Source organism: Paraburkholderia sp. SSBN10T (assembly GCF_056619545.1).
On sequence record NZ_JBWQQI010000013.1, the window covers coordinates 28171 to 47622 of the forward strand.

General features: G+C 62.0%; 16 protein-coding genes. 10 read left to right on the top strand and 6 right to left on the bottom strand.

Features of this window, described 5'->3' with window-relative positions:
- The first annotated feature begins 14 nt into the window (after positions 1-14).
- From coaBC to dut, 3 genes are read left to right on the top strand one after another with little or no spacing between them, the layout of a single operon-like run.
- Positions 15-1229 (top strand): bifunctional phosphopantothenoylcysteine decarboxylase/phosphopantothenate--cysteine ligase CoaBC, encoded by a 1215-nt coding sequence (gene coaBC / locus AC1ECK_RS20210; RefSeq protein ID WP_480322012.1) that lies wholly within the window; start codon positions 15-17, stop codon positions 1227-1229.
- Positions 1230-1279: 50 nt separating this feature from the next.
- A complete protein-coding gene (locus AC1ECK_RS20215; RefSeq protein WP_480322014.1) occupies positions 1280-2281 on the top strand; it encodes an LLM class flavin-dependent oxidoreductase in 1002 nt (333 codons plus the stop codon).
- 47 nt (positions 2282-2328) lie between these two features.
- Positions 2329-2775 (top strand): dUTP diphosphatase, encoded by a 447-nt coding sequence (dut, locus tag AC1ECK_RS20220; protein ID WP_480322016.1) that lies wholly within the window; start codon positions 2329-2331, stop codon positions 2773-2775.
- Between the two features lie 108 nt (positions 2776-2883).
- Here dut and clpA read toward each other — a convergent pair whose 3' ends face one another.
- On the bottom strand, positions 2884-5181 hold the full coding sequence (clpA, locus tag AC1ECK_RS20225) for an ATP-dependent Clp protease ATP-binding subunit ClpA (protein WP_480322018.1): 2298 nt from the start codon (positions 5179-5181) through the stop codon (positions 2884-2886).
- Positions 5178-5492 carry an ATP-dependent Clp protease adapter ClpS gene (gene clpS / locus AC1ECK_RS20230; protein ID WP_074300583.1) on the bottom strand — a complete coding sequence of 105 codons (315 nt, stop codon included), beginning with the start codon at positions 5490-5492 and terminating at the stop codon, positions 5178-5180. The genes clpA and clpS overlap by 4 nt, the downstream gene beginning before the upstream one ends.
- A gap of 581 nt (positions 5493-6073) precedes the next feature.
- Between clpS and cspD the strand changes: the two genes are divergently transcribed.
- A complete protein-coding gene (gene cspD, locus AC1ECK_RS20235) occupies positions 6074-6280 on the top strand; it encodes a cold shock domain-containing protein CspD (RefSeq protein WP_017776809.1) in 207 nt (68 codons plus the stop codon).
- Between the two features lie 126 nt (positions 6281-6406).
- Here cspD and AC1ECK_RS20240 read toward each other — a convergent pair whose 3' ends face one another.
- The 4 genes from AC1ECK_RS20240 to icd all read right to left on the bottom strand — a co-directional run bounded on the left by AC1ECK_RS20240 (position 6407) and on the right by icd (position 12193).
- Positions 6407-8137 (bottom strand): multicopper oxidase family protein, encoded by a 1731-nt coding sequence (locus AC1ECK_RS20240; RefSeq protein WP_480322020.1) that lies wholly within the window; start codon positions 8135-8137, stop codon positions 6407-6409.
- A 663-nt stretch (positions 8138-8800) separates the two neighbouring features.
- A complete protein-coding gene (locus AC1ECK_RS20245; protein WP_480322022.1) occupies positions 8801-9481 on the bottom strand; it encodes a flagellar biosynthesis sigma factor in 681 nt (226 codons plus the stop codon).
- Between the two features lie 2 nt (positions 9482-9483).
- Complete coding sequence (locus AC1ECK_RS20250) at positions 9484-10491, bottom strand: DUF2515 family protein (protein ID WP_480322024.1); 1008 nt, start codon at positions 10489-10491, stop codon at positions 9484-9486.
- A 445-nt stretch (positions 10492-10936) separates the two neighbouring features.
- Positions 10937-12193 carry an NADP-dependent isocitrate dehydrogenase gene (gene icd / locus AC1ECK_RS20255; protein ID WP_480322026.1) on the bottom strand — a complete coding sequence of 419 codons (1257 nt, stop codon included), beginning with the start codon at positions 12191-12193 and terminating at the stop codon, positions 10937-10939.
- 351 nt (positions 12194-12544) lie between these two features.
- On the opposite strand from icd, the gene AC1ECK_RS20260 reads away from it, so the two are divergent.
- The 6 genes from AC1ECK_RS20260 to AC1ECK_RS20285 all read left to right on the top strand — a co-directional run bounded on the left by AC1ECK_RS20260 (position 12545) and on the right by AC1ECK_RS20285 (position 19452).
- Positions 12545-13126, top strand: a complete 582-nt coding sequence (locus AC1ECK_RS20260; RefSeq protein WP_480322028.1) for a pseudouridine synthase — start codon at positions 12545-12547, stop codon at positions 13124-13126.
- A 384-nt stretch (positions 13127-13510) separates the two neighbouring features.
- Positions 13511-13705 (top strand): hypothetical protein, encoded by a 195-nt coding sequence (locus AC1ECK_RS20265; protein WP_480322030.1) that lies wholly within the window; start codon positions 13511-13513, stop codon positions 13703-13705.
- A 157-nt stretch (positions 13706-13862) separates the two neighbouring features.
- On the top strand, positions 13863-14369 hold the full coding sequence (locus AC1ECK_RS20270) for a DUF192 domain-containing protein (RefSeq protein WP_480322032.1): 507 nt from the start codon (positions 13863-13865) through the stop codon (positions 14367-14369).
- A gap of 238 nt (positions 14370-14607) precedes the next feature.
- Positions 14608-16713 carry an elongation factor G gene (fusA, locus tag AC1ECK_RS20275; protein WP_480322034.1) on the top strand — a complete coding sequence of 702 codons (2106 nt, stop codon included), beginning with the start codon at positions 14608-14610 and terminating at the stop codon, positions 16711-16713.
- A gap of 245 nt (positions 16714-16958) precedes the next feature.
- Entirely contained in the window at positions 16959-17495 is a 537-nt protein-coding gene (locus tag AC1ECK_RS20280) for a cupin domain-containing protein (RefSeq protein WP_480322036.1), read from the top strand.
- Positions 17496-17787: 292 nt separating this feature from the next.
- Complete coding sequence (locus AC1ECK_RS20285; RefSeq protein WP_480322038.1) at positions 17788-19452, top strand: ABC transporter substrate-binding protein; 1665 nt, start codon at positions 17788-17790, stop codon at positions 19450-19452.

The following is a 19452-nucleotide window of genomic DNA, read 5'->3' on the forward strand; positions in this document are numbered from 1 at the left end:
TCTCGGAGGCTTCGTTGGCAACCGCAGAACTCGCAGGCAAACATCTCGTCCTCGGCATGAGCGGCGGGATTGCCTGCTACAAGATCGCCGAACTCACGCGCCTGCTGACCAAGGCAGGCGCCACCGTGCAGGTCGTCATGACTGAAGCGGCAACGCAGTTCATCACGCCGGTCACCATGCAGGCGCTGTCGGGCCGTCCGGTCTACACGAGCCAGTGGGACGCGCGCGTGCCGAACAACATGGCGCATATCGATCTGTCGCGCGAAGCGGATGCGATCGTCATCGCGCCGGCTTCGACGGATTTCCTCGCCAAGCTGGCACACGGCATGGCCGACGACCTGCTCTCGACGCTATGCGTGGCGCGTGATTGCCCCTTGCTCGTCGTGCCGGCGATGAACCGCCAGATGTGGCAGAACCCGGCCACCCAGCGCAACGTCGCGCAACTGCGCGCCGACGGCATCGACGTGCTCGGCCCGGACTCCGGCGCGCAAGCGTGCGGCGAAGTCGGCGACGGCCGCATGCTGGAGCCCGCCGCCACCTACGAAGCGATTGCGGCGTTTTTCCAGCCGAAGATCCTCGCCGGCCGCCGTGTGCTGCTGACCGCCGGTCCGACCTTCGAACCGCTGGACCCGGTGCGCGGCATCACCAACCGCTCGAGCGGCAAGATGGGCTTTGCGCTGGCGCGCGCGGCGCAACAGGCCGGCGCCGACGTGCATCTGATCGCCGGACCGGTTGCGCTGGAGACGCCGTGGGGCGTGTTCCGCGAGGATGTGCAAACGGCCCAGCAGATGCACGATGCGGTCATGCGCGCGGTGCCCGACTACGACATCTTCATCGGCGTGGCGGCGGTGGCCGACTGGCGCGTCGACCACGTCAGCGACCACAAGATCAAGAAAACCGCCGGGCACGCCATACCGTCTTTCAACTTTGTTGAAAATCCGGACATTCTGGCCGCGGTAGCGAAGCTGCCGCACCCGCCGTTCTGTGTCGGCTTTGCGGCGGAGAGCGGCGATCTCGAAGTACACGGCGAAGAAAAGCGCGTGCGCAAGAATGTGCCGCTTCTGATCGGCAATCTCGGCCCGCTGACCTTCGGCCTCGACGACAACGAAGTAGTCCTGTTCGAAGCGGGCGGCGCGACGAAACTGCCGCGTGCGGACAAACGGGCGCTCGCGGGCGCATTGATTGCCGAAATCGCGAAGCGTCTGCCCGATACGAGCCTGATCCGGTAACCACACGGTCCTCTTGCCGGAACCTTGAGTCACCCTGGAGCAGTACTGTCATGACGCTACTTTCCGTGCTCGATCAAACGCCCGTGATCGACGGGCACTCGGTGGCGGACGCGATCGCCGCCACCGTCGAACTCGCGCAGCTTGCCGACGATCTCGGCTATACGCGCTACTGGTGCGCCGAGCACCACGGCTTGCGCGGCGTGTCCAATCCCTGCCCCGAGGTGATGCTGGCCCACCTCGGCAGCGTGACCAGGCGCATTCGGATCGGCTCCGGCGGGGTGATGCTGCCGTACTACAGCCCGTTCAAGGTTGCCGAGCAGTTCATGATGCTCGAAGCGCTGTTCCCAAACCGCATCGATCTCGGCGTGGGCCGCGCGCCGGGCGGCGATATGCGCACCGCACAAGCCGTAGCCGCCGGCGAGTACAACCGCGGCGATATCTTTCCCCAACAGGTAGCTGACCTAGTGGGCCTGCTGAACGGCACGCTGCCGGCCGATCATCTGGCGAGCGGCGTGCTGCTGCAGCCGCAGATCGAGACCCGCCCGCAACTATGGATGCTCGGCTCGAGCGAATTCGGCGGCCTGCTGGCCGCCCAGCTCGGCATCCGTTTCGCGTTCGCGCACTTCATCAACGCGCACTTCGGCCATCAGGTCGCGCAGGCGTATCGCGAGCGCTTCAAGCCGGGCAACGAGGCGCAACCGTACCTTGCTGCGGCGGTGTTCGTGATCTGTGCGGATACGGAACAGGAGGCGGCGGCGCTGGAGAAAGCCGTCGACTTGCGCCGCGTGCAGATGGCCTATGGCCTGAACGCGCCAATTCCCACTATCGAGCAGGGTCTGGCGCAGGAGTACGGCGAGCGCGAGCAACTGGTGATTGACCGCGAGAAGCCACGCAGCATTATCGGCACGCCGCAGAGCGTGACTGAACGCATGCTCGCCCTGCAGGAGCAGTTCCAGGCCGATGAACTGGTGGTATTGACCGTGGCCGGCAGTTACCGCGCACGGCTGCGCTCCTACGAACTGCTCGCCGACGCGTTCCAGCTCGGTCACTGAACCAGCCTCACGCTGAACTTTTACCCCTACCCACTCACTCGAACTGCATGAAACTTGACCTGAAGATTCTCGACGCGCGCATGCGCGACCAACTCCCGGCCTACGCAACGACGGGCAGCGCGGGCCTCGACCTGCGCGCGTGCCTCGACGAACCGCTGACGCTGCAGCCAGGTGAAACCGCACTGGTGCCGACGGGTCTGGCGATCCACGTCGGCGATCCCGGCTATGCGGCTTTGATCCTGCCGCGTTCGGGCCTGGGGCATAAGCATGGCATCGTGCTGGGGAATCTGGTCGGCCTGATCGACTCGGATTACCAGGGCCAATTGATGATCTCGACGTGGAACCGCGGGCAAACCGCATTCACGCTGAATCCGCTGGAACGGCTCGCGCAACTCGTGATCGTGCCGGTCGTACAGGCGGAATTCAATGTCGTCGACGATTTCGAGCAAAGCGAACGCGGCGCGGGCGGTTTCGGCAGCACCGGCAAGCACTAACCAAGTCTTCAGCGCCCGGAGCGCTACGGGACAAGCACCCAAGAAAAACGGCGCGGACCACACATGGCCCGCGCCGTTTTACCTTGCTTGCTGCGAGAAACCGAATACTTACTCGACTTCGACCGCTTCCGGATTCGGATTGCGCGGCGCCGGCGTTTCGTCGAAGGTGAGCTGCACCTTGTCTTCGGCATCCACATCCACCGTCACGCGGCCACCGTTCATCAGCTTGCCGAACAGCAACTCGTCGGCCAGTGCACGACGAATCGTGTCCTGGATCAGACGCTGCATCGGCCGCGCACCCATTAGCGGATCGAAACCGTGCTTGGCGAGATGCTTGCGCAGGGCGTCGGTGAACAGCGCATCGACCTTCTTTTCATGCAACTGGTCTTCCAGTTGCATCAGGAACTTGTCGACCACGCGCATGATGATTTCTTCATCGAGCGAGCGGAAGCTGATCGTTGCGTCCAGACGGTTGCGGAACTCCGGCGTGAACATGCGCTTGATATCAACCATCTCGTCGCCGGTTTCGCGGCGCGTCGTGAAACCGATGACCGACTTGCCCATTGCCTCGGCACCCGCGTTCGTCGTCATGATGATGATGACGTTGCGGAAATCCGCCTTGCGGCCGTTGTTGTCGGTCAGCGTGCCGTGGTCCATCACCTGCAGCAGCACGTTGTAGATGTCCGGATGCGCCTTCTCGATTTCGTCGAGCAGCAGCACGCAATGCGGCTTCTTCGTCACGGCTTCCGTCAGCAGACCGCCCTGATCGAAACCGACATAGCCCGGCGGCGCGCCAATCAGGCGGCTCACCGCATGACGCTCCATGTATTCGGACATGTCGAAGCGGATCAGCTCGATACCCAGCGTGAACGCCAGTTGCTTGGCCACTTCGGTCTTGCCGACCCCGGTCGGGCCGGAGAACAGGAACGCACCGATCGGCTTGTCGAGCTTGCCGAGCCCGGCACGCGCCATCTTGATCGCGGCCGACAGCGCGTCGATGGCCGGGTCTTGCCCGAACACCACGCTCTTCAGGTCGCGGTCCAGCGTCTGCAGTTTGCTGCGGTCGTCCTGCGACACGCTTTGCGCCGGCACGCGCGCGATCTTCGAGATGATTTCCTCGATCTCGCCCTTGCCGATGGTTTTCTTCTGCTTCGACTTCGGCAGGATGCGTTGCGCTGCGCCCGCTTCGTCGATCACGTCGATCGCCTTGTCCGGCAGATGACGATCCGTGATGAAGCGCGCCGACAGTTCAGCCGCGGCCGACAGCGCACCCGACGAGTACTTGACGCCGTGGTGCTCTTCGAAACGCGACTTGAGGCCACGCAGGATCGCCACCGTCTGTTCGACGGTCGGCTCGGTCACATCGACCTTCTGGAAACGGCGTGACAGGGCCGCATCCTTTTCGAAGATGCCGCGGTATTCGGTGAAGGTGGTGGCGCCGATGCACTTGAGCGTGCCCGACGAGAGCGCCGGCTTCAGCAGATTCGATGCATCCAGCGTGCCGCCCGACGCGGCGCCCGCGCCGATCAGCGTATGGATTTCGTCGATGAACAGGATGGCGTGCGGACGTTCCTTCAGTTCCTTGAGGACCGTCTTCAGGCGCTGTTCGAAATCGCCGCGGTATTTGGTGCCGGCGAGCAGCGCGCCCATGTCGAGCGAGTACACCTGCGCGTCGGCCAGGATATCCGGCACTTCGCCGCGCGTAATGCGCCAGGCGAGCCCTTCGGCGATCGCGGTCTTGCCGACACCCGCCTCACCGACCAGTAGCGGATTGTTCTTGCGCCGGCGGCACAGCACCTGCACGACGCGCTCGACTTCCGACTCGCGCCCGATCAGCGGGTCGATGCGGCCGTCTTTCGCCATCTGGTTCAGGTTCTGCGTGAACTGGGCGAGCGGCGTTTCTTTCTGCGCAGCGGCTTCGTCGGACTCGGCGTTCGCATCGCTCGCCTTGGCGGCGTCGGTGCTGCTGGTCTTGGCAATGCCGTGCGAGATGAAATTCACCACGTCGAGGCGCGTTACGCCCTGCTGTTGCAGGTAGTAGACGGCATGCGAATCCTTCTCGCCGAAGATCGCAACCAGCACGTTCGCACCGGTCACTTCCTTCTTGCCGTTCGAGGTGGACTGCACATGCATGATGGCACGCTGGATCACGCGCTGGAAACCCAGCGTGGGCTGCGTGTCGACGTCGTCCGTGCCCGGCACGGTCGGCGTGTTGTCATGAATGAAGTTGCGCAGGTTCTGGCGCAGATCCTCGATGTTGGCCGCGCATGCGCGCAACACCTCTGCTGCCGTCGGATTGTCCAACAGGGCCAGTAAAAGATGTTCGACCGTAATGAACTCGTGCCGCGCCTGGCGTGCTTCCATGAACGCCATGTGCAAGCTGACTTCCAGTTCCTGGGCAATCATGCTTCCTCCATCACACACTGCAGCGGATGCCCGGCCTGCCGTGCGTGGGTAACGACTTGCTCGACTTTGGTCGACGCGATGTCCCGCGTATAGACCCCACAAACTCCCCTGCCCTCGCGATGCACCTTCAACATAATCTGCGTTGCGGTTTCACGATCTTTATTGAAGTATTCCTGCACGATCATCACGACAAATTCCATTGGCGTGAAGTCGTCATTCAACAGCACCACCTTATACATGGAGGGCGGCTTCAGCTTTTTTTCCTGCCGCTCCAGTACGGTGCCGTCCTGCTTGTCCGGGATAATTGCCATACACCCATTCTAAACAACTCGGACAGGCCCGCAATCCTGTCAAAACCCCACCGGCTGTCCGGCGATCCCTTGTTCGTCCCCACGTGACGGCGCTGCCTGTCACGCGTGCGTCCTGCACGGAGCCGATTGCGGAGCCGGCCCTCCTGAAGGTTGTTGCCACTGCTGTTGCAGTGCAGTTGGACCGAGTATCGCACAACCTGCCCCGGCAAGCTGACCGCCTGCACGACGGCCGAGGGCGTCACTTCGCTGTCATACGGTAATACTTGCGGGAGCACCGGCAGCAGAACTGCATGTGAGTCGATTATGCGACTTTTCAAGACAGGGCGGTTGCGCTAGCGCACATAAGAAAAGCGGGAAAAACCCTGGAAATGGGGTGTTTGCAACGCGCCGGAACAGGTCTCAAAATTTTCTTGACACTCGAATAAAGAGCCTCAACAATCAAGCTGGCACTTTTTTCAGTCAGCCACATATTTCGAAAAAATGCCGATGGTGAGCTTGTGAGGAGGAAGCGGTTGCATACCCGCAGCCGTTAAGCTTTTCGAGGGCTCGTGGTGGTGTCATGAGTTACAGGGGAAGTTGGTATGGCAACTGGTACGGTCAAATGGTTCAATGACGCGAAAGGTTTCGGATTCATTACGCCCGACGAAGGCGGTGAGGATCTGTTTGCACACTTTTCGGCCATCCAGATGAATGGGTTCAAGACCCTGAAGGAAGGCCAGAAGGTCAGCTTTGAGGTCGTGCAAGGCCCCAAAGGCAAGCAGGCATCGAACATCCAGGCCGCAGCCTGAGTCTGTTCGATACCCGTACCCTGGAAACCCGGCTTCGTGCCGGGTTTCTTCATTCTGGGACGCGACATGCGCGTCCCGCGTGGGCGAGTTTGTGCCCAGCGCCCGTACCCGGCTTTCGGATAGCCTTCAGATCACGTTGAGCGTGCCCATCATGCCGAGATCCTCGTGTTCGAGGATGTGGCAGTGGAACATCCGCTTGCCCACCAACTCCTGAACCACGGCAATGCGCACCGTCTCGCCCGGTTGCACGTTGACGGTGTCGCGCCACGCCCGGTAAGGCTCCGGCGCGACGACACCGCCCCGCTCACGCGCCAGCACCTGAAACTGCGTGCCGTGCAAATGGAACGGATGGTCCATATCCGTGCGGTTTTCAATCGACCAGTGCTCGACCTCGCCACGCCGGCTGGTCAGCGTGATGCGGCGTGGATCGAAAGTCGCGCCGTTGATCATGAAAGCCATACCGGCTGGCAGCCCCGCGTGCAACCCATTACCCGGCCCGTCGGCGCGGTGCATGGCGGCCATGTCCATGCGTTCGGAAAACACGACGGATTTTCGTGCGGCCGGCGCCCCGAGCGGTGCAATGGTCCGCAGCGCGGTCGGAAGCGGATGGACGGTCTGGGTGGCGTCCGCGGCACCTGGTTCAAACTGCACGTCGGCAAGCGGCAGGACCGGGTCAGCCTGCAGGCTGCCGTGTGACATCGCCATCTTGCGACGGTCGTAGACCTCGGCGCTCAGGACGGCCCGAAGCGCCTGCGGGGATTTCGCCAACGGCTTCGACTGCGCAGGTTGCGCAGCTTGCGCCGCCTCACCCGGCGCTCTAACGGCGGAAATGATCAGTTCTGCACGCTCGGCCGGCGCCAGCAAAAGTGTGTTCAGCCCGGTGCGCGGCTGCTCGAGCAACCCTCCATCCGTGCCGACCTGGGTGAATACATGGCCCTCGCCCAGTGACAATCTCAAATAGCGGGCACTACACGCGTTCCATACTCGCCAGCGCTCGTCCGTCGCGACGACGATAAGCGGGCGGCGCGCACCGTTCACCAGCACAAACTGCCCTTCGCGGCCGTTCATCCAGTCCATCATGTCGTTCGGCGGGATCGAACCGTCGCTCGCGAGCTTCAGATCGGAGAAGAACAGATGCCGCTCGGGCCAGCCGGCGAGCGGATCGTCGGCTGCGCGGACCACGAGCGGGCCCGCGAGTCCGCGAAACACCTGCTCGGCCGACTGACCATGCGGATGCGGGTGATACCAGTACGTGCCGGCGCTGCCGCGCGGCAGCGTGAAGCGGTAGACACGTGAGCCACCGGGCGCGACCGGGTCCGATGGATTGCCGTCCTGGTCGGCTGGCACCGGCAGGCCATGCCAATGAATCGTGGACGGTTGCGGCAGACGGTTCACGAAACGGATCTCGACCGTATCGCCTTCACGCACGTCGATCAGCGGGCCGGTGACCGGGCTATCCGGTGACGCGGAAACTGGATCGCTGCCGACGCCGGCGTGCTCGCCCGCGGAATCGTATTGCCAGAAAGTGGTCGGACGCCCTGCAATCAGCGTGTGTCGAACCGGCTGCGCGACAAGGGTGGCGCGGAACAACCCCGGTTCCCGGCTTTCGTTGGCAAGCCTGCGCAACGGAGCCAGCGGCGCACCGGAGGTCAGCGCCTCGGGCGCGGCCATCTCGACGGACGATGCCATGCCGCCTGGCATGTCCGGCATCCCGGACATGGACGGCATTCCCTGCATGCCGCTCATTCCGGACATGCCGTGCATCGCATGCATACCTTGTTGTGCGAGCGCTTCGCGCGCAAGCAGTGATGCTGCGGCCGCGCTCAACGCGCGGACGAGAAATTCCCTGCGGATCATGGATCGCTTCCCTAATCTGGACGGCGCAGCGGCGCTCGTAGGCTGCTGCGCGCTATCGTTCAAACGCTCGCACGATGCCAGCCGCCGCGCGAGCCGTGCTGTACCGCATGCATTGCGCAAGTCGTTCGGACCAGCGCAACGCATCGAACCGTCAGCCGATCGGCGGGCGCACGGGCGGCGCGTGAGTCAGGCCGTCTCGACGCAGTTCGGGAAGCGGTTTAGGGTGTGTCGGGTCGAGCGCGTGGGGCTCGAACTGGAAGGCAGAGAACAACGCACCGCAATGGATGCCGCAGGGGGTAACGCAGCAGCACGGTGCGTGGTCGTGACCGCAGGGCTGACCGGAGGCAGAGGCCACTGATCCCGGGCAATGGGACGAAGCATCCGCGGTGGTTACGAGCACACTTCCCGTGGAAGAGAACGACATGTTCTGCAAATCCGCCGCATGCTCATGTGCAGACACGCCGTGCGCAGTAAGCAGCGCAAGCGAGATCAATAGCAGGAGACGTTTCAGGAAGTACATGCGGTTGCGGGAAGGCGAGTCCAGAGGGGGGGTCGTCGACCGGTACATCATAGCGCAAGCCTTCCCCAGGCTAGTTCCTGCGCATGCATCAAGCAAGCCCGGAGCTAACTTGACGCGTTCCCAAAACCAGAAACATCTCTGGCTTAATCAACATCAATGTGAGCACAGAAGGGACAAGTCAATGACGTTGTGGTTTCCTGTTCGTCCGGCCCGCCTTCCCGCATAAGCGGCTCGCTTAGTGCGAGCGTAATGAGATACCGCTCGTCCTGCGGTCGGCTTTCGTGAACGAACCGACGAATGTCGAGTGCCACCTGATACTTGTCCGCGACCTGCCAGAAAGTCTGCGGATCGTCGCCCCGCCGGATGCTGTCGACCATTGAGGGCGTGTTGCTGATCGGCGGGTAGCGCTCCGTTTGCACCGTGCGCCAGCCGTGCTGGCGTAGCTGTTCCTGCAAATCCAGCACGATCGCCATTGCTTGATCGAGTGGCAACGTTTCAACCTGCGGGGACAAAGTTACCGAGTCGACCTTTCCGTACTTGTCCGCCCCGACGTACAGGAATTTCGCAGGTGGCGTGACGAAGTCATACCCAGGAGCTGTGAAACGCAATCTGGCCGGACGAGTTACAAATCCCCCCCAAAATATACTGGGGTCGGCAGCGGGCAAGGTCGAGCGGGATTGCTTGCGTACCTGCTCATAAGGTTCGCCAAGGGTCAGTGCGACTTCATCAACGGGCCTTGCCAACGCGTAGATACCCCACACGGCCGCGCAGCCGATCAATGCACATGCGAGATATCCGAACAGTTTGATGTTTCGACGCGGCATGGCTACCTTGGGTGCGCGATAAGAAAGATGGAGTTTTCGACAGAGTACTTTTCGATCGGATCGCGCAACAGATCGTCAAAACGCTGGGCGGCGCGCATCACGAACACCATCCGCTGGTTGGCATCTGCCAAATTGGCGAGTGGTTCCCTGCTGAACCGCTCGATTTGCGCGTTTACTCCCGTCACAGTGCATTGATTTGCGAGTGTCAACTGGATCTCACGCGCCGAACCCGTGGGGATGTTGAGCGCCCATGCGAAGTGGTTGGCACGCATCAGCATGGCGAATGTCGGATCGTCATACATGGCAGGCTGCAAGATGTTGAGCTGTTCATGCTCGGCCAACATTCTGACGCCGGCAGCCGTGTGCCCTGCATCAATTGCCTCAAACCCGCGCTCGACTCGAGGCTGCGCCACACCGAATGGAACGGCAGTTTCGATCGGCCACACGACCGAGCCACGCAACCGCTGTCGTTCCGGCAAGCACCGCTTGAACCGCTGGAGTCCAAATTCTTTGTAAAACATATGCAGTGGCCAGATATCGAGGAACAGGGCCGTGTTCCCTTTTGCCAGCATCTGATAGACCTTGGTCGCGCCTTCTCCCATCGCCTGATCATGAATTAGCATACGTGGCGACGCATACGGCGACAGCCGCTCAAGCGGCGAACTGGCTCGCCCCCACTGCTGATAAGCGTTGCGCTGCTGGTTTGACTTGCGGATCATCTCCGCAGCGTTGAGCAGTCCGCAGCCGACCTGCTTTGATGCGAAGGCCGCTAGCCCGGCCCACTGGAAACGACGATCGTCCAGCCACAGTTTTGCATAGGCAGCATTGATGCGGCGGTTGCGCGCAATCGGGTCTTCCACGGCAACAATCGCTTCGGCCTTCTTCTGATAGTGCCGCCAGCAGTCGACGCAGTCTTGCCGATCATCCTCGGCTTTCTTCCTCGCGGCGGCCTCTTCCTCTTTCCAGTTCGGGTAGCAGATAGGACAACGCGGGTCGTCACACTTCGACATAAAGCACATCCTCGTTGGTATTGTTCGTCCCTAGCAACGGCATAGCCAGCCTGTTCGCAAGTGTGCTGGTCGCGTTGGTCCGCATGATGCACCTGCCTCGCTGCGCTGCCGATGCGCATAGCCTGCTCACTGCAGACGACGTTTACTAACGTAAACCGCAGGGCGCGACAATTTAAGGGATAGGTTCGTTGTGCGATCGTTTAGCGGATACGCGTTGCTCACGCAGTCGTGATGCACTCGCAAAAATCCGGATGCGCTGATGGCAGTCGGACGCCGCCGCATCGCCGAATCCGCAATGCGCCGCGCGTTTTGATGAGCTCAGCAGGGAACCTGCCGGCAGTTGAGCCTTACCATCAGCAACGCACGCCGAGGTAAAACAAAAAACCCCAGCAGACCATCGATCTACCGGGGTTTTTGATCCAAGCCAATACGGCCTGAAGTTTCGTCACATATTCTCGATCAGCACCTGCCCAAAGCCCGAACACGACACTTGCGTCGCGCCTTCCATCAGACGCGCGAAGTCGTACGTAACGCGCTTCTGCAGAATCGACGCTTCCATCGCCTTGATAATGACATCTGCCGCTTCGGTCCAACCAAGATGGCGCAGCATCATTTCCGCCGAGAGAATCTCCGAGCCCGGATTCACGTAATCCTTGCCCGCGTACTTCGGCGCCGTGCCGTGCGTGGCTTCGAACATCGCCACCGAATCCGACAGGTTCGCGCCCGGCGCAATGCCGATACCGCCAACCTGTGCAGCCAGCGCGTCCGAAATGTAGTCGCCGTTCAGGTTCAGCGTCGCGATCACGTCGTATTCGGCCGGACGCAGCAGGATCTGCTGCAGGAACGCGTCGGCGATCACGTCCTTGACGACGATGTCGTTACCCGTCTTCGGATTCTTGAACTTCATCCACGGGCCGCCGTCCACCAGTTCCGCGCCGAATTCCTTCTGCGCGAGCGCGTAGCCATAGTCACGGAACGCGCCTTCCGTGAACTTCATGATGTTGCCCTTGTGCACCAGCGTAAGCGAGCGGCGATCGTTGTCGATTGCGTACTGCAGGGCCTTGCGCACCAGACGCTCCGTGCCTTCGCGCGACACCGGCTTGATGCCGATCGCCGAGGTTTCCGGGAAGCGGATCTTCTTCACGCCCATTTCTTCGCGCAGGAACCTGATGACCTTCTTCGCCTGCTCCGATTCCGCTGCCCATTCGATACCGGCATAGATGTCTTCCGAGTTCTCGCGGAAGATCACCATGTTGGTCTTTTCCGGCTCGCGCACCGGCGAAGGCACACCCTTGAAGTACTGCACCGGGCGCAGGCAAACGTAGAGGTCGAGCTCCTGGCGCAACGCCACGTTCAGGGAACGGATGCCACCGCCCACCGGCGTGGTCAGCGGGCCCTTGATCGAGACGACATAATCCTTGACGACCGCGAGAGTTTCTTCCGGTAGCCACACGTCCGGGCCATAGACCTTGGTGGCCTTCTCGCCGGCATAGACTTCCATCCAGTGAATTTTCTTCTTGCCCGCATAGGCTTTCTCGACCGCCGCGTCCACCACCTTGATCATGACCGGCGTGATGTCGGTACCCGTGCCGTCGCCTTCGATGTACGGAATGATCGGTTGGTCGGAAACATTGAGCGAGTAGTCTGCGTTGACAGTAATCTTGTCTCCGCCCGTCGGAACCTTGATGTGCTGATACGGCATGATCGGACTCCAGTGATGGCTGTTCTGGTTGAAGCAGATGGGGACTGCGGAACTGGGCGCTCCTCGTTACGCGCAATGCCGTACGCCTGCAAGCGGCCGAGCGGCTATTCTAGCCCACGGTGACGCCAGCGCGTGCCGGCCGCGCCGCAGGTTTTGAGACAACGCAAGGCAGCGGCAGCGGCTGTCAGCGGCCTTGTTCTCTTATGTCTTATATAAGACATAAGATCTGCCGTTGGGAATTATGCATTATTATCCCGCCATTTTCTACAGAACCTGCCCGGCCGCGCGTCGCGAGGGTACCCGCCGGTACCGGCTCGCGCCGGACACCGGCTGGTGCTCGCCGGATTCCGCATGCGCCTTCTCGCTCTCAATAAGCCGTTCGGCACCATCTGCCAGTTCTCGCCGCATGAAACCCGCGCGTCGCTTGCCGACTGGGTCAAGATGCCCGGCGTCTACCCGGCCGGCCGCCTCGACTCGGATAGCGAAGGCCTGCTGCTGCTGACCGACGATGGCGCCCTGCAGGCACGCATTGCCGAACCGCGCCACAAGCTCGTCAAGCGCTACTGGGCACAGGTCGAAGGCGCGCCGGACGAGGCGGCGCTGGGCGCGCTCACGAGAGGCGTCGACCTGGGCGACTATGTGACGCGCCCATGTCAGGCCCGGCTGCTCGAGCCGGCCGGGATCGAGGCCGCGCCCCTTTGGCCGCGCAATCCGCCGATTCGATACCGTGCAGCCATTCCGGCCACCTGGATAGAGCTGTCGATCACCGAAGGCAAGAATCGCCAGGTGCGCCGCATGACGGCCGCAGTCGGTTTCCCCACCCTGCGCCTGGTGCGCGTCGGAATCGGCGCGCTCGATATCTTTTCGCTGGGAATACAGCCCGGCGCCTGGCTCGAAATCCCTCCCCGAGCCCCGTGGGATGGCTTGCGATAGTGCCCAATCTTTAGGCACACCTACGCTAAGCCGTTGTATCCGCAAGCATTTCCAATGCAATGCCAATCCATCGCAATGACGCATTGGGGGCGGCCAACCGCTCAATAAAGCGGCGCATAAACATTCCCGAAAATTTGCGTCAACCGCGTCGCGAGCTCACGCGTTATTCGACGCAGATGCCGCCCGAAGCTATCCGGCATTCAGCCTTGAGGGCCTTTGTGCAAGCCGTTCTCGCGGTCAGTACAGGGAGTCCGAGCGCTAGCAGACGCGTCAAAAAAATTGTTTGATGCGGCTGTCAACCGAAAGGTGGATGGCACGTTTACCGACATGACTCATACATAACCGGGTCATTTGGTTAATTAACTAAAGCTGAGGATTCACAAAATGAACAAACTGATCGCCGCTCTGGTCGCTGGCCTCTTCGCAACGGCAGCATTCGCACAAGCATCGGCACCGGTCGCAGCTTCGGCAGCTCCGGCAGCAGCAGCTTCGTCGGCCAAGAAGGTCACGAAGAAGGCACACAAGAAGGCGCATAAGAAGGCAGCAGCTGCAGCAGCAGCTTCGGGCGCTTCGGAGTAAGTTTGTTGTAAAAACGCAGTCAAGAACTAGCAGCAGTTGCCGTTCTTACGGCGTTGAAAGGCAGATCACCGCAAGGCGATCTGCCTTTTTGTTTTTGACGCGCTTTGACGCGCTCGCGTAACATTCGCGGGTTAATTTTCCGTCCAGGAGTCTTGCCGTGCGAATTTCCCTGCGCTCGTTGCTCGCGCGCTTTGCATTTGCCGTTGTGCTGCCGCTGGCCGCCGCCTCGTTCACGCTCGCCCCCGTTCATAGCGCCTATGCGCAGCAAATGCCGCCTGGTGCGAAACGGCCCGGCGACTTCCCGCGCGCCAGGCTGACCGTCGGGATGTTCGTGATCGACGCCGCCGTCGCCGCCAATGATCCGGATCGCGAGCAAGGCCTGATGTACCGTTCGCAGCTCGCACCCAACGAAGGCATGCTGTTCGTCTTCAACGAGAACGCCGTGCACTGCTTCTGGATGAAGAACACGCTGATCCCGCTGTCGATCGCCTTCATGCGCGCCGACGGCACGATCACCGACATCGATGAGATGGATGCCGAAACGACCAACAACCACTGCCCGCGCAACAACGGCGTGTATGCACTGGAAATGAGCAAGAACTGGTTCGAGTCGAAGGGCATCAAGCCGGGAATGACGATTCAGGGGTTGCCGGCGGCGCAATAGCCACCCATTCGGGGCAGGCGCGCCGCCAGAAGCCACGCCCCTTCACGGCCCTTTCCCGGAAAGCCGGTGCCCTGCCAGGGTCACCGGCTTTTTTGCATAGGTCGGGCGCTGGCAAGATTCCTGCAAAAGCAGGTGCCACGCGCTATCCTTATAGTCTTACAGCAGCACCGAGATCGTCCGGGCGGCGGCGTGCGTCGCACGGCGCCCTTCACCGGCGAACCACTCCAAGGAGATTCACGTGCCCCGCAAGACTCCCATCGAGCGTTACCGGAACATCGGTATTAGCGCTCACATCGATGCCGGCAAAACCACCACCACCGAACGCATCCTGTTCTATACCGGCGTGACTCACAAGATCGGTGAAGTTCACGACGGTGCGGCGACGATGGACTGGATGGAGCAGGAACAGGAGCGCGGCATCACGATCACATCGGCTGCCACGACTGCTTTCTGGAAAGGCATGGCCGGCAACTATCCGGAACACCGCATCAACATCATCGACACCCCGGGCCACGTCGACTTCACGATCGAAGTCGAACGCTCGATGCGCGTGCTCGACGGCGCCTGCATGGTGTACGACTCGGTCGGCGGCGTGCAGCCGCAGTCCGAAACCGTCTGGCGCCAGGCGAACAAGTACAAGGTGCCGCGCATCGCCTTCGTCAACAAGATGGACCGCGTGGGTGCAGACTTCTTCCGCGTGCAGCGGCAGATCGGCGATCGCCTGAAAGGCATTGCGGTGCCGATCCAGATTCCGATCGGCGCCGAAGAGCATTTCCTCGGTGTGGTCGATCTGGTCAAGATGAAGGCCATCCTCTGGGATGACGAAAGCCAGGGCATCAAGTTCGAGTACCAGGATATCCCGGCCGAGTTGGCCGATACCGCCAAGGAATGGCACGACAAGATGGTCGAAGCCGCGGCGGAAGCCAGCGAGGAACTGCTCGACAAGTACCTGCACGGCCATACGCTGAGCGAAGAGGAAATCAAGCACGGCTTGCGCGCCCGCACCATCGCCAACGAAATCGTGCCGATGCTGTGCGGCAGCGCGTTCAAGAACAAGGGCGTGCAGGCCATGCTCGACGCGGTGATCGACTATCTGCCGTCGCCGGTCGACGTGCCCGCCATCACGGGTCACGACGAGCACGACAAGGAAATCGAGCGCCATCCGCGCGACGACGATCCGTTCTCGGCGCTCGCCTTCAAGATCATGACCGACCCGTTCGTCGGCCAGTTGATCTTCTTCCGCGTGTACTCGGGCGTGGTGAATTCGGGCGACACCGTCTACAACGCGGTCAAGGAGAAGAAGGAGCGCCTCGGCCGGATCCTGCAGATGCATGCGAACGAGCGCAAGGAAATCAAGGAAGTCTACGCAGGCGACATCGCGGCGGCGGTCGGCCTGAAGGAAGCGACCACCGGCGACACGCTGTGCGATCCCGCGCACGTGATCATTCTCGAGCGGATGATTTTCCCTGAGCCGGTGATCTCGCAGGCCGTCGAGCCGAAGACCAAGGTCGACCAGGAAAAGATGGGCATTGCGCTCAATCGTCTCGCCCAGGAAGACCCGTCGTTCCGCGTGCAAACGGATGAAGAATCCGGCCAGACCATCATCTCGGGGATGGGCGAACTGCACCTCGAAATTCTGGTCGACCGCATGAAGCGCGAGTTCGGCGTCGAGGCCACGGTCGGCAAGCCGCAGGTTGCCTACCGCGAAACGGTGCGCAACAAGGTCGAGGATGTCGAAGGCAAGTTCGTCAAGCAATCGGGCGGCCGCGGCCAGTATGGTCATGCGGTGATCACGCTGGAGCCGTCGGAACAGGGCAAGGGCTACGAATTCGTCGACGCCATCAAGGGCGGCGTGATTCCGCGCGAGTTCATCCCGGCGGTCGACAAGGGCATCGTGGAAACGCTGAAGGCCGGTGTGCTGGCGGGCTATCCGGTGGTGGACGTGAAGGTCACGCTGACTTTCGGTTCGTACCACGACGTGGACTCGAACGAAAACGCGTTCCGCATGGCCGGCTCGATGGCCTTCAAGGAAGCGATGCGCCGTGCCAAGCCGGTCCTGCTCGAACCGATGATGGCCGTCGAGGTGGAAACGCCGGAAGACTTCATGGGTAACGTGATGGGCGACCTGTCGAGCCGTCGCGGCATGGTGCAGGGGATGGAAGACATCGCCGGCGGCGGCGGCAAGCTGGTGCGCGCCGAGGTGCCGCTCGCGGAGATGTTCGGCTATTCCACCTCGCTGCGTTCGGCAACCCAGGGCCGGGCAACCTACACGATGGAGTTCAAGCACTATGCTGAAACGCCGTCCAACGTCGCCGAAGCCGTGATCAACGCCAAGCAGAAGTAAGCGCCTAAGGTTGGCGCGGACCGGGCCCGTCCAGTTTGGACGGGCTTTTTTTCGTCCGTTTTTTCCTCGGTCTTTTCTGCCGCTTTTTCCACATTACGCGCCCTGCACGCACCAGCGCTGAACATGCCAGAATGGCGAAACGCCAACCGGTGCACCCACCCCGCGCGGCTGCTTCACGTGAGACCGGAGTAGGTGCTGAAGCACTAACTCCGGTCGACCGCTTCGCATTGGATCGGAGACACGCCATGAGCCACGACCATCCGCACGACCACGACCATGTTCACGCTCACCCGCATGAGGCCGACCCCGCCCCCGCGCCGGTCGACTGGCGTGAACACGGCGTCAAGGTGATCCGCGGCGATCAGCTCGACACCAACACGGCACAAACCCCCGGCATGAACCGCGCCGCCGCGATCAACGCGGCACGCGTCGGTGCGCAGAAGATCTGGGCCGGCACCGTGACGATTCATCCGAATGCGAAGACCGGCGCGCATCATCACGGCGCGCTCGAAAGCGTCATCTACGTGGTGCGCGGCCAGGCGCGCATGCGCTGGGGCGAGCATCTCGAATTCACGGCCGAGGCCGGTCCCGGCGACTTCATCTTCGTGCCGCCCTACGTGCCGCATCAGGAGATCAATGCCAGCACCGACGACCCGCTCGAATGCGTGCTGGTGCGCAGCGACAACGAAGCGGTCGTGGTGAATCTGAACATCGACGCCGTGGAAGCGCCCGAAACGGTATTCTGGGTCGATCCGATCCACAAGCATCCGCACGGGCAGTAGATCTGCCGGTGGCAAACCGGTAAAGATGTCGCCGTGGCAGCGGATCTTCTGCCTGGGCGTCGGCAACAGTGATACGGCGCCAGGCTTGCCACAGGCGGCTGAGCGGGCCGCCGTTGTCAGCGCGATACATGTTGACCCTTTTCAGCACCCCAAGCCGCCGCGCGTCCGCCACAGGCGTTCCGAATCCGTAGGCAATCGCTTACACTGAAACCGCTTTTCGTCATCGCAATACCGTCGCCCTGCCGCACGTAAGCCGCGCGGCACCTATCAGAACGGACTGGACACCCCATCGATGAAGACTCCCAAGGATCGACTTCTCGCGCTCGAAACGGCACGCCACAGCGCTGATCAATACGGCAATCACGCGCTCGACGAATTCCTCGCCGGCCGCCTGTCGCGCCGCGAACTGCTGCGCTACGCGAGCGTGATCGGCCTGTCGCTCGCGGGCGGTGGTCTGCTCGCCCCGCGCCAAGCGCGTGCGCAAGGTGCGCCCGGCGCCGCGAACGCGACCATTCGTGTCGCCCACCTGACGCCGGCCGGCGCGATCGATCCGCTCACCGTCACCGACGCCGGCGGCCTCGCGCTGCTGGTTCAGACCGGCGAATTCCTGATCGACGACGACGGCGAGCATCTGCTGCTGAAGCCGGCGCTCGCGCTATCGTGGAAGCCCAACGACAAGGGCGACGTGTGGACCTTCAAGCTGCGTCCGAACGTGAAGTTCAGCGACGGCCAGCCTTTCACCGCCAAAGACGTGGTCGCCACCTTCGATCGCCTTGCCGATCCGGCAAGCGGTTCGGCGGCGCTCTCGGTATTGAAGGGTGTGCTGTCCAAGGGCGGCACCCAGGCTGTCGACGATCACACGGTTGCCTTCCATCTCGATGCGCCGAACGGCAACTTCCCGTACTACGTTTCCTCGGACAATTACAACGCCATCGTGCTGCCGGCGAATTACGCGGGCAACTACGAAAAGAGCTTTATCGGCACCGGGCCGTTCAAGCTCGAAAAATACACGCCGAAGGTGGGCGCCTCGTTCGTACGCAATCCCGACTACTGGGGCGAAAAAGCGTTACCGCAACGCGTGCAGTTCTCGTTCTACGCCGACGAGCAGGCCCAGATCCTCGCCCTGCAAGGACGCCAGGCCGACGTGATGGGCACCTTCACCGTGCAGGGCGGCTCGGGCATCATGAACAACCCCGAGTTCAAGACGAAGGCCGTGAAATCGAGCGCGCACCGCCAGATCCACATGCGCAACGACGATCCGCTGTTCAAGGACAAGCGCGTGCGCCAGGCCCTGGCGCTTTCGCTCGATCGCGAAGTGATCGTGCGCGGCCTGTTTCGCGGCAAGGCGCAGCTCGGCAACGACAGCCCGTTCGCGCCGGTGTTTCCGTCCTCGGATGCAGGCGTCGCGCAGCGCAGGATCGACATCGCCAAAGCAAAGCAACTGCTCGCGCAAGCGGGTGTCGCCAACGGCTTCGACGTGACGCTCACCACCGAAAAGTACATGGAGATCCCCGATCTCGCCGTGGTCGTACAGAACGCGGCGAAGGCGATCGGCGTGCGCGTGAACCTGAAAGTGGAAAGCCAGTCGCTGTACTACGGTGCGGGCACGCCCGGCAAATCGGACTGGCTCGACTCGCCGCTCGGCATCACCGACTATGGTCATCGCGGCGTGCCGAACGTGTTCCTGAATGCGCCGCTGACGAGCAACGGCACGTGGAACGCAGCGCACTTCAGGAATCCGCAGTACGATCAACTGGTCGCACAGTTTGTCGCAGCAGTCGACATCGCGTCGCAGCGCAAGCTCTCCGGCCAGATCCAGACGCTGTTGCTCGATGAGACGCCGGTGATCATTCCGTTCTTCTACGATCAACTGATCGCCATGCGGGCCGGCGTCAACGGCATGCGTTTTACCGCGCTGGCGCAGTTGTACTTCGACAAGGTAACGCTCAGCGCCTGA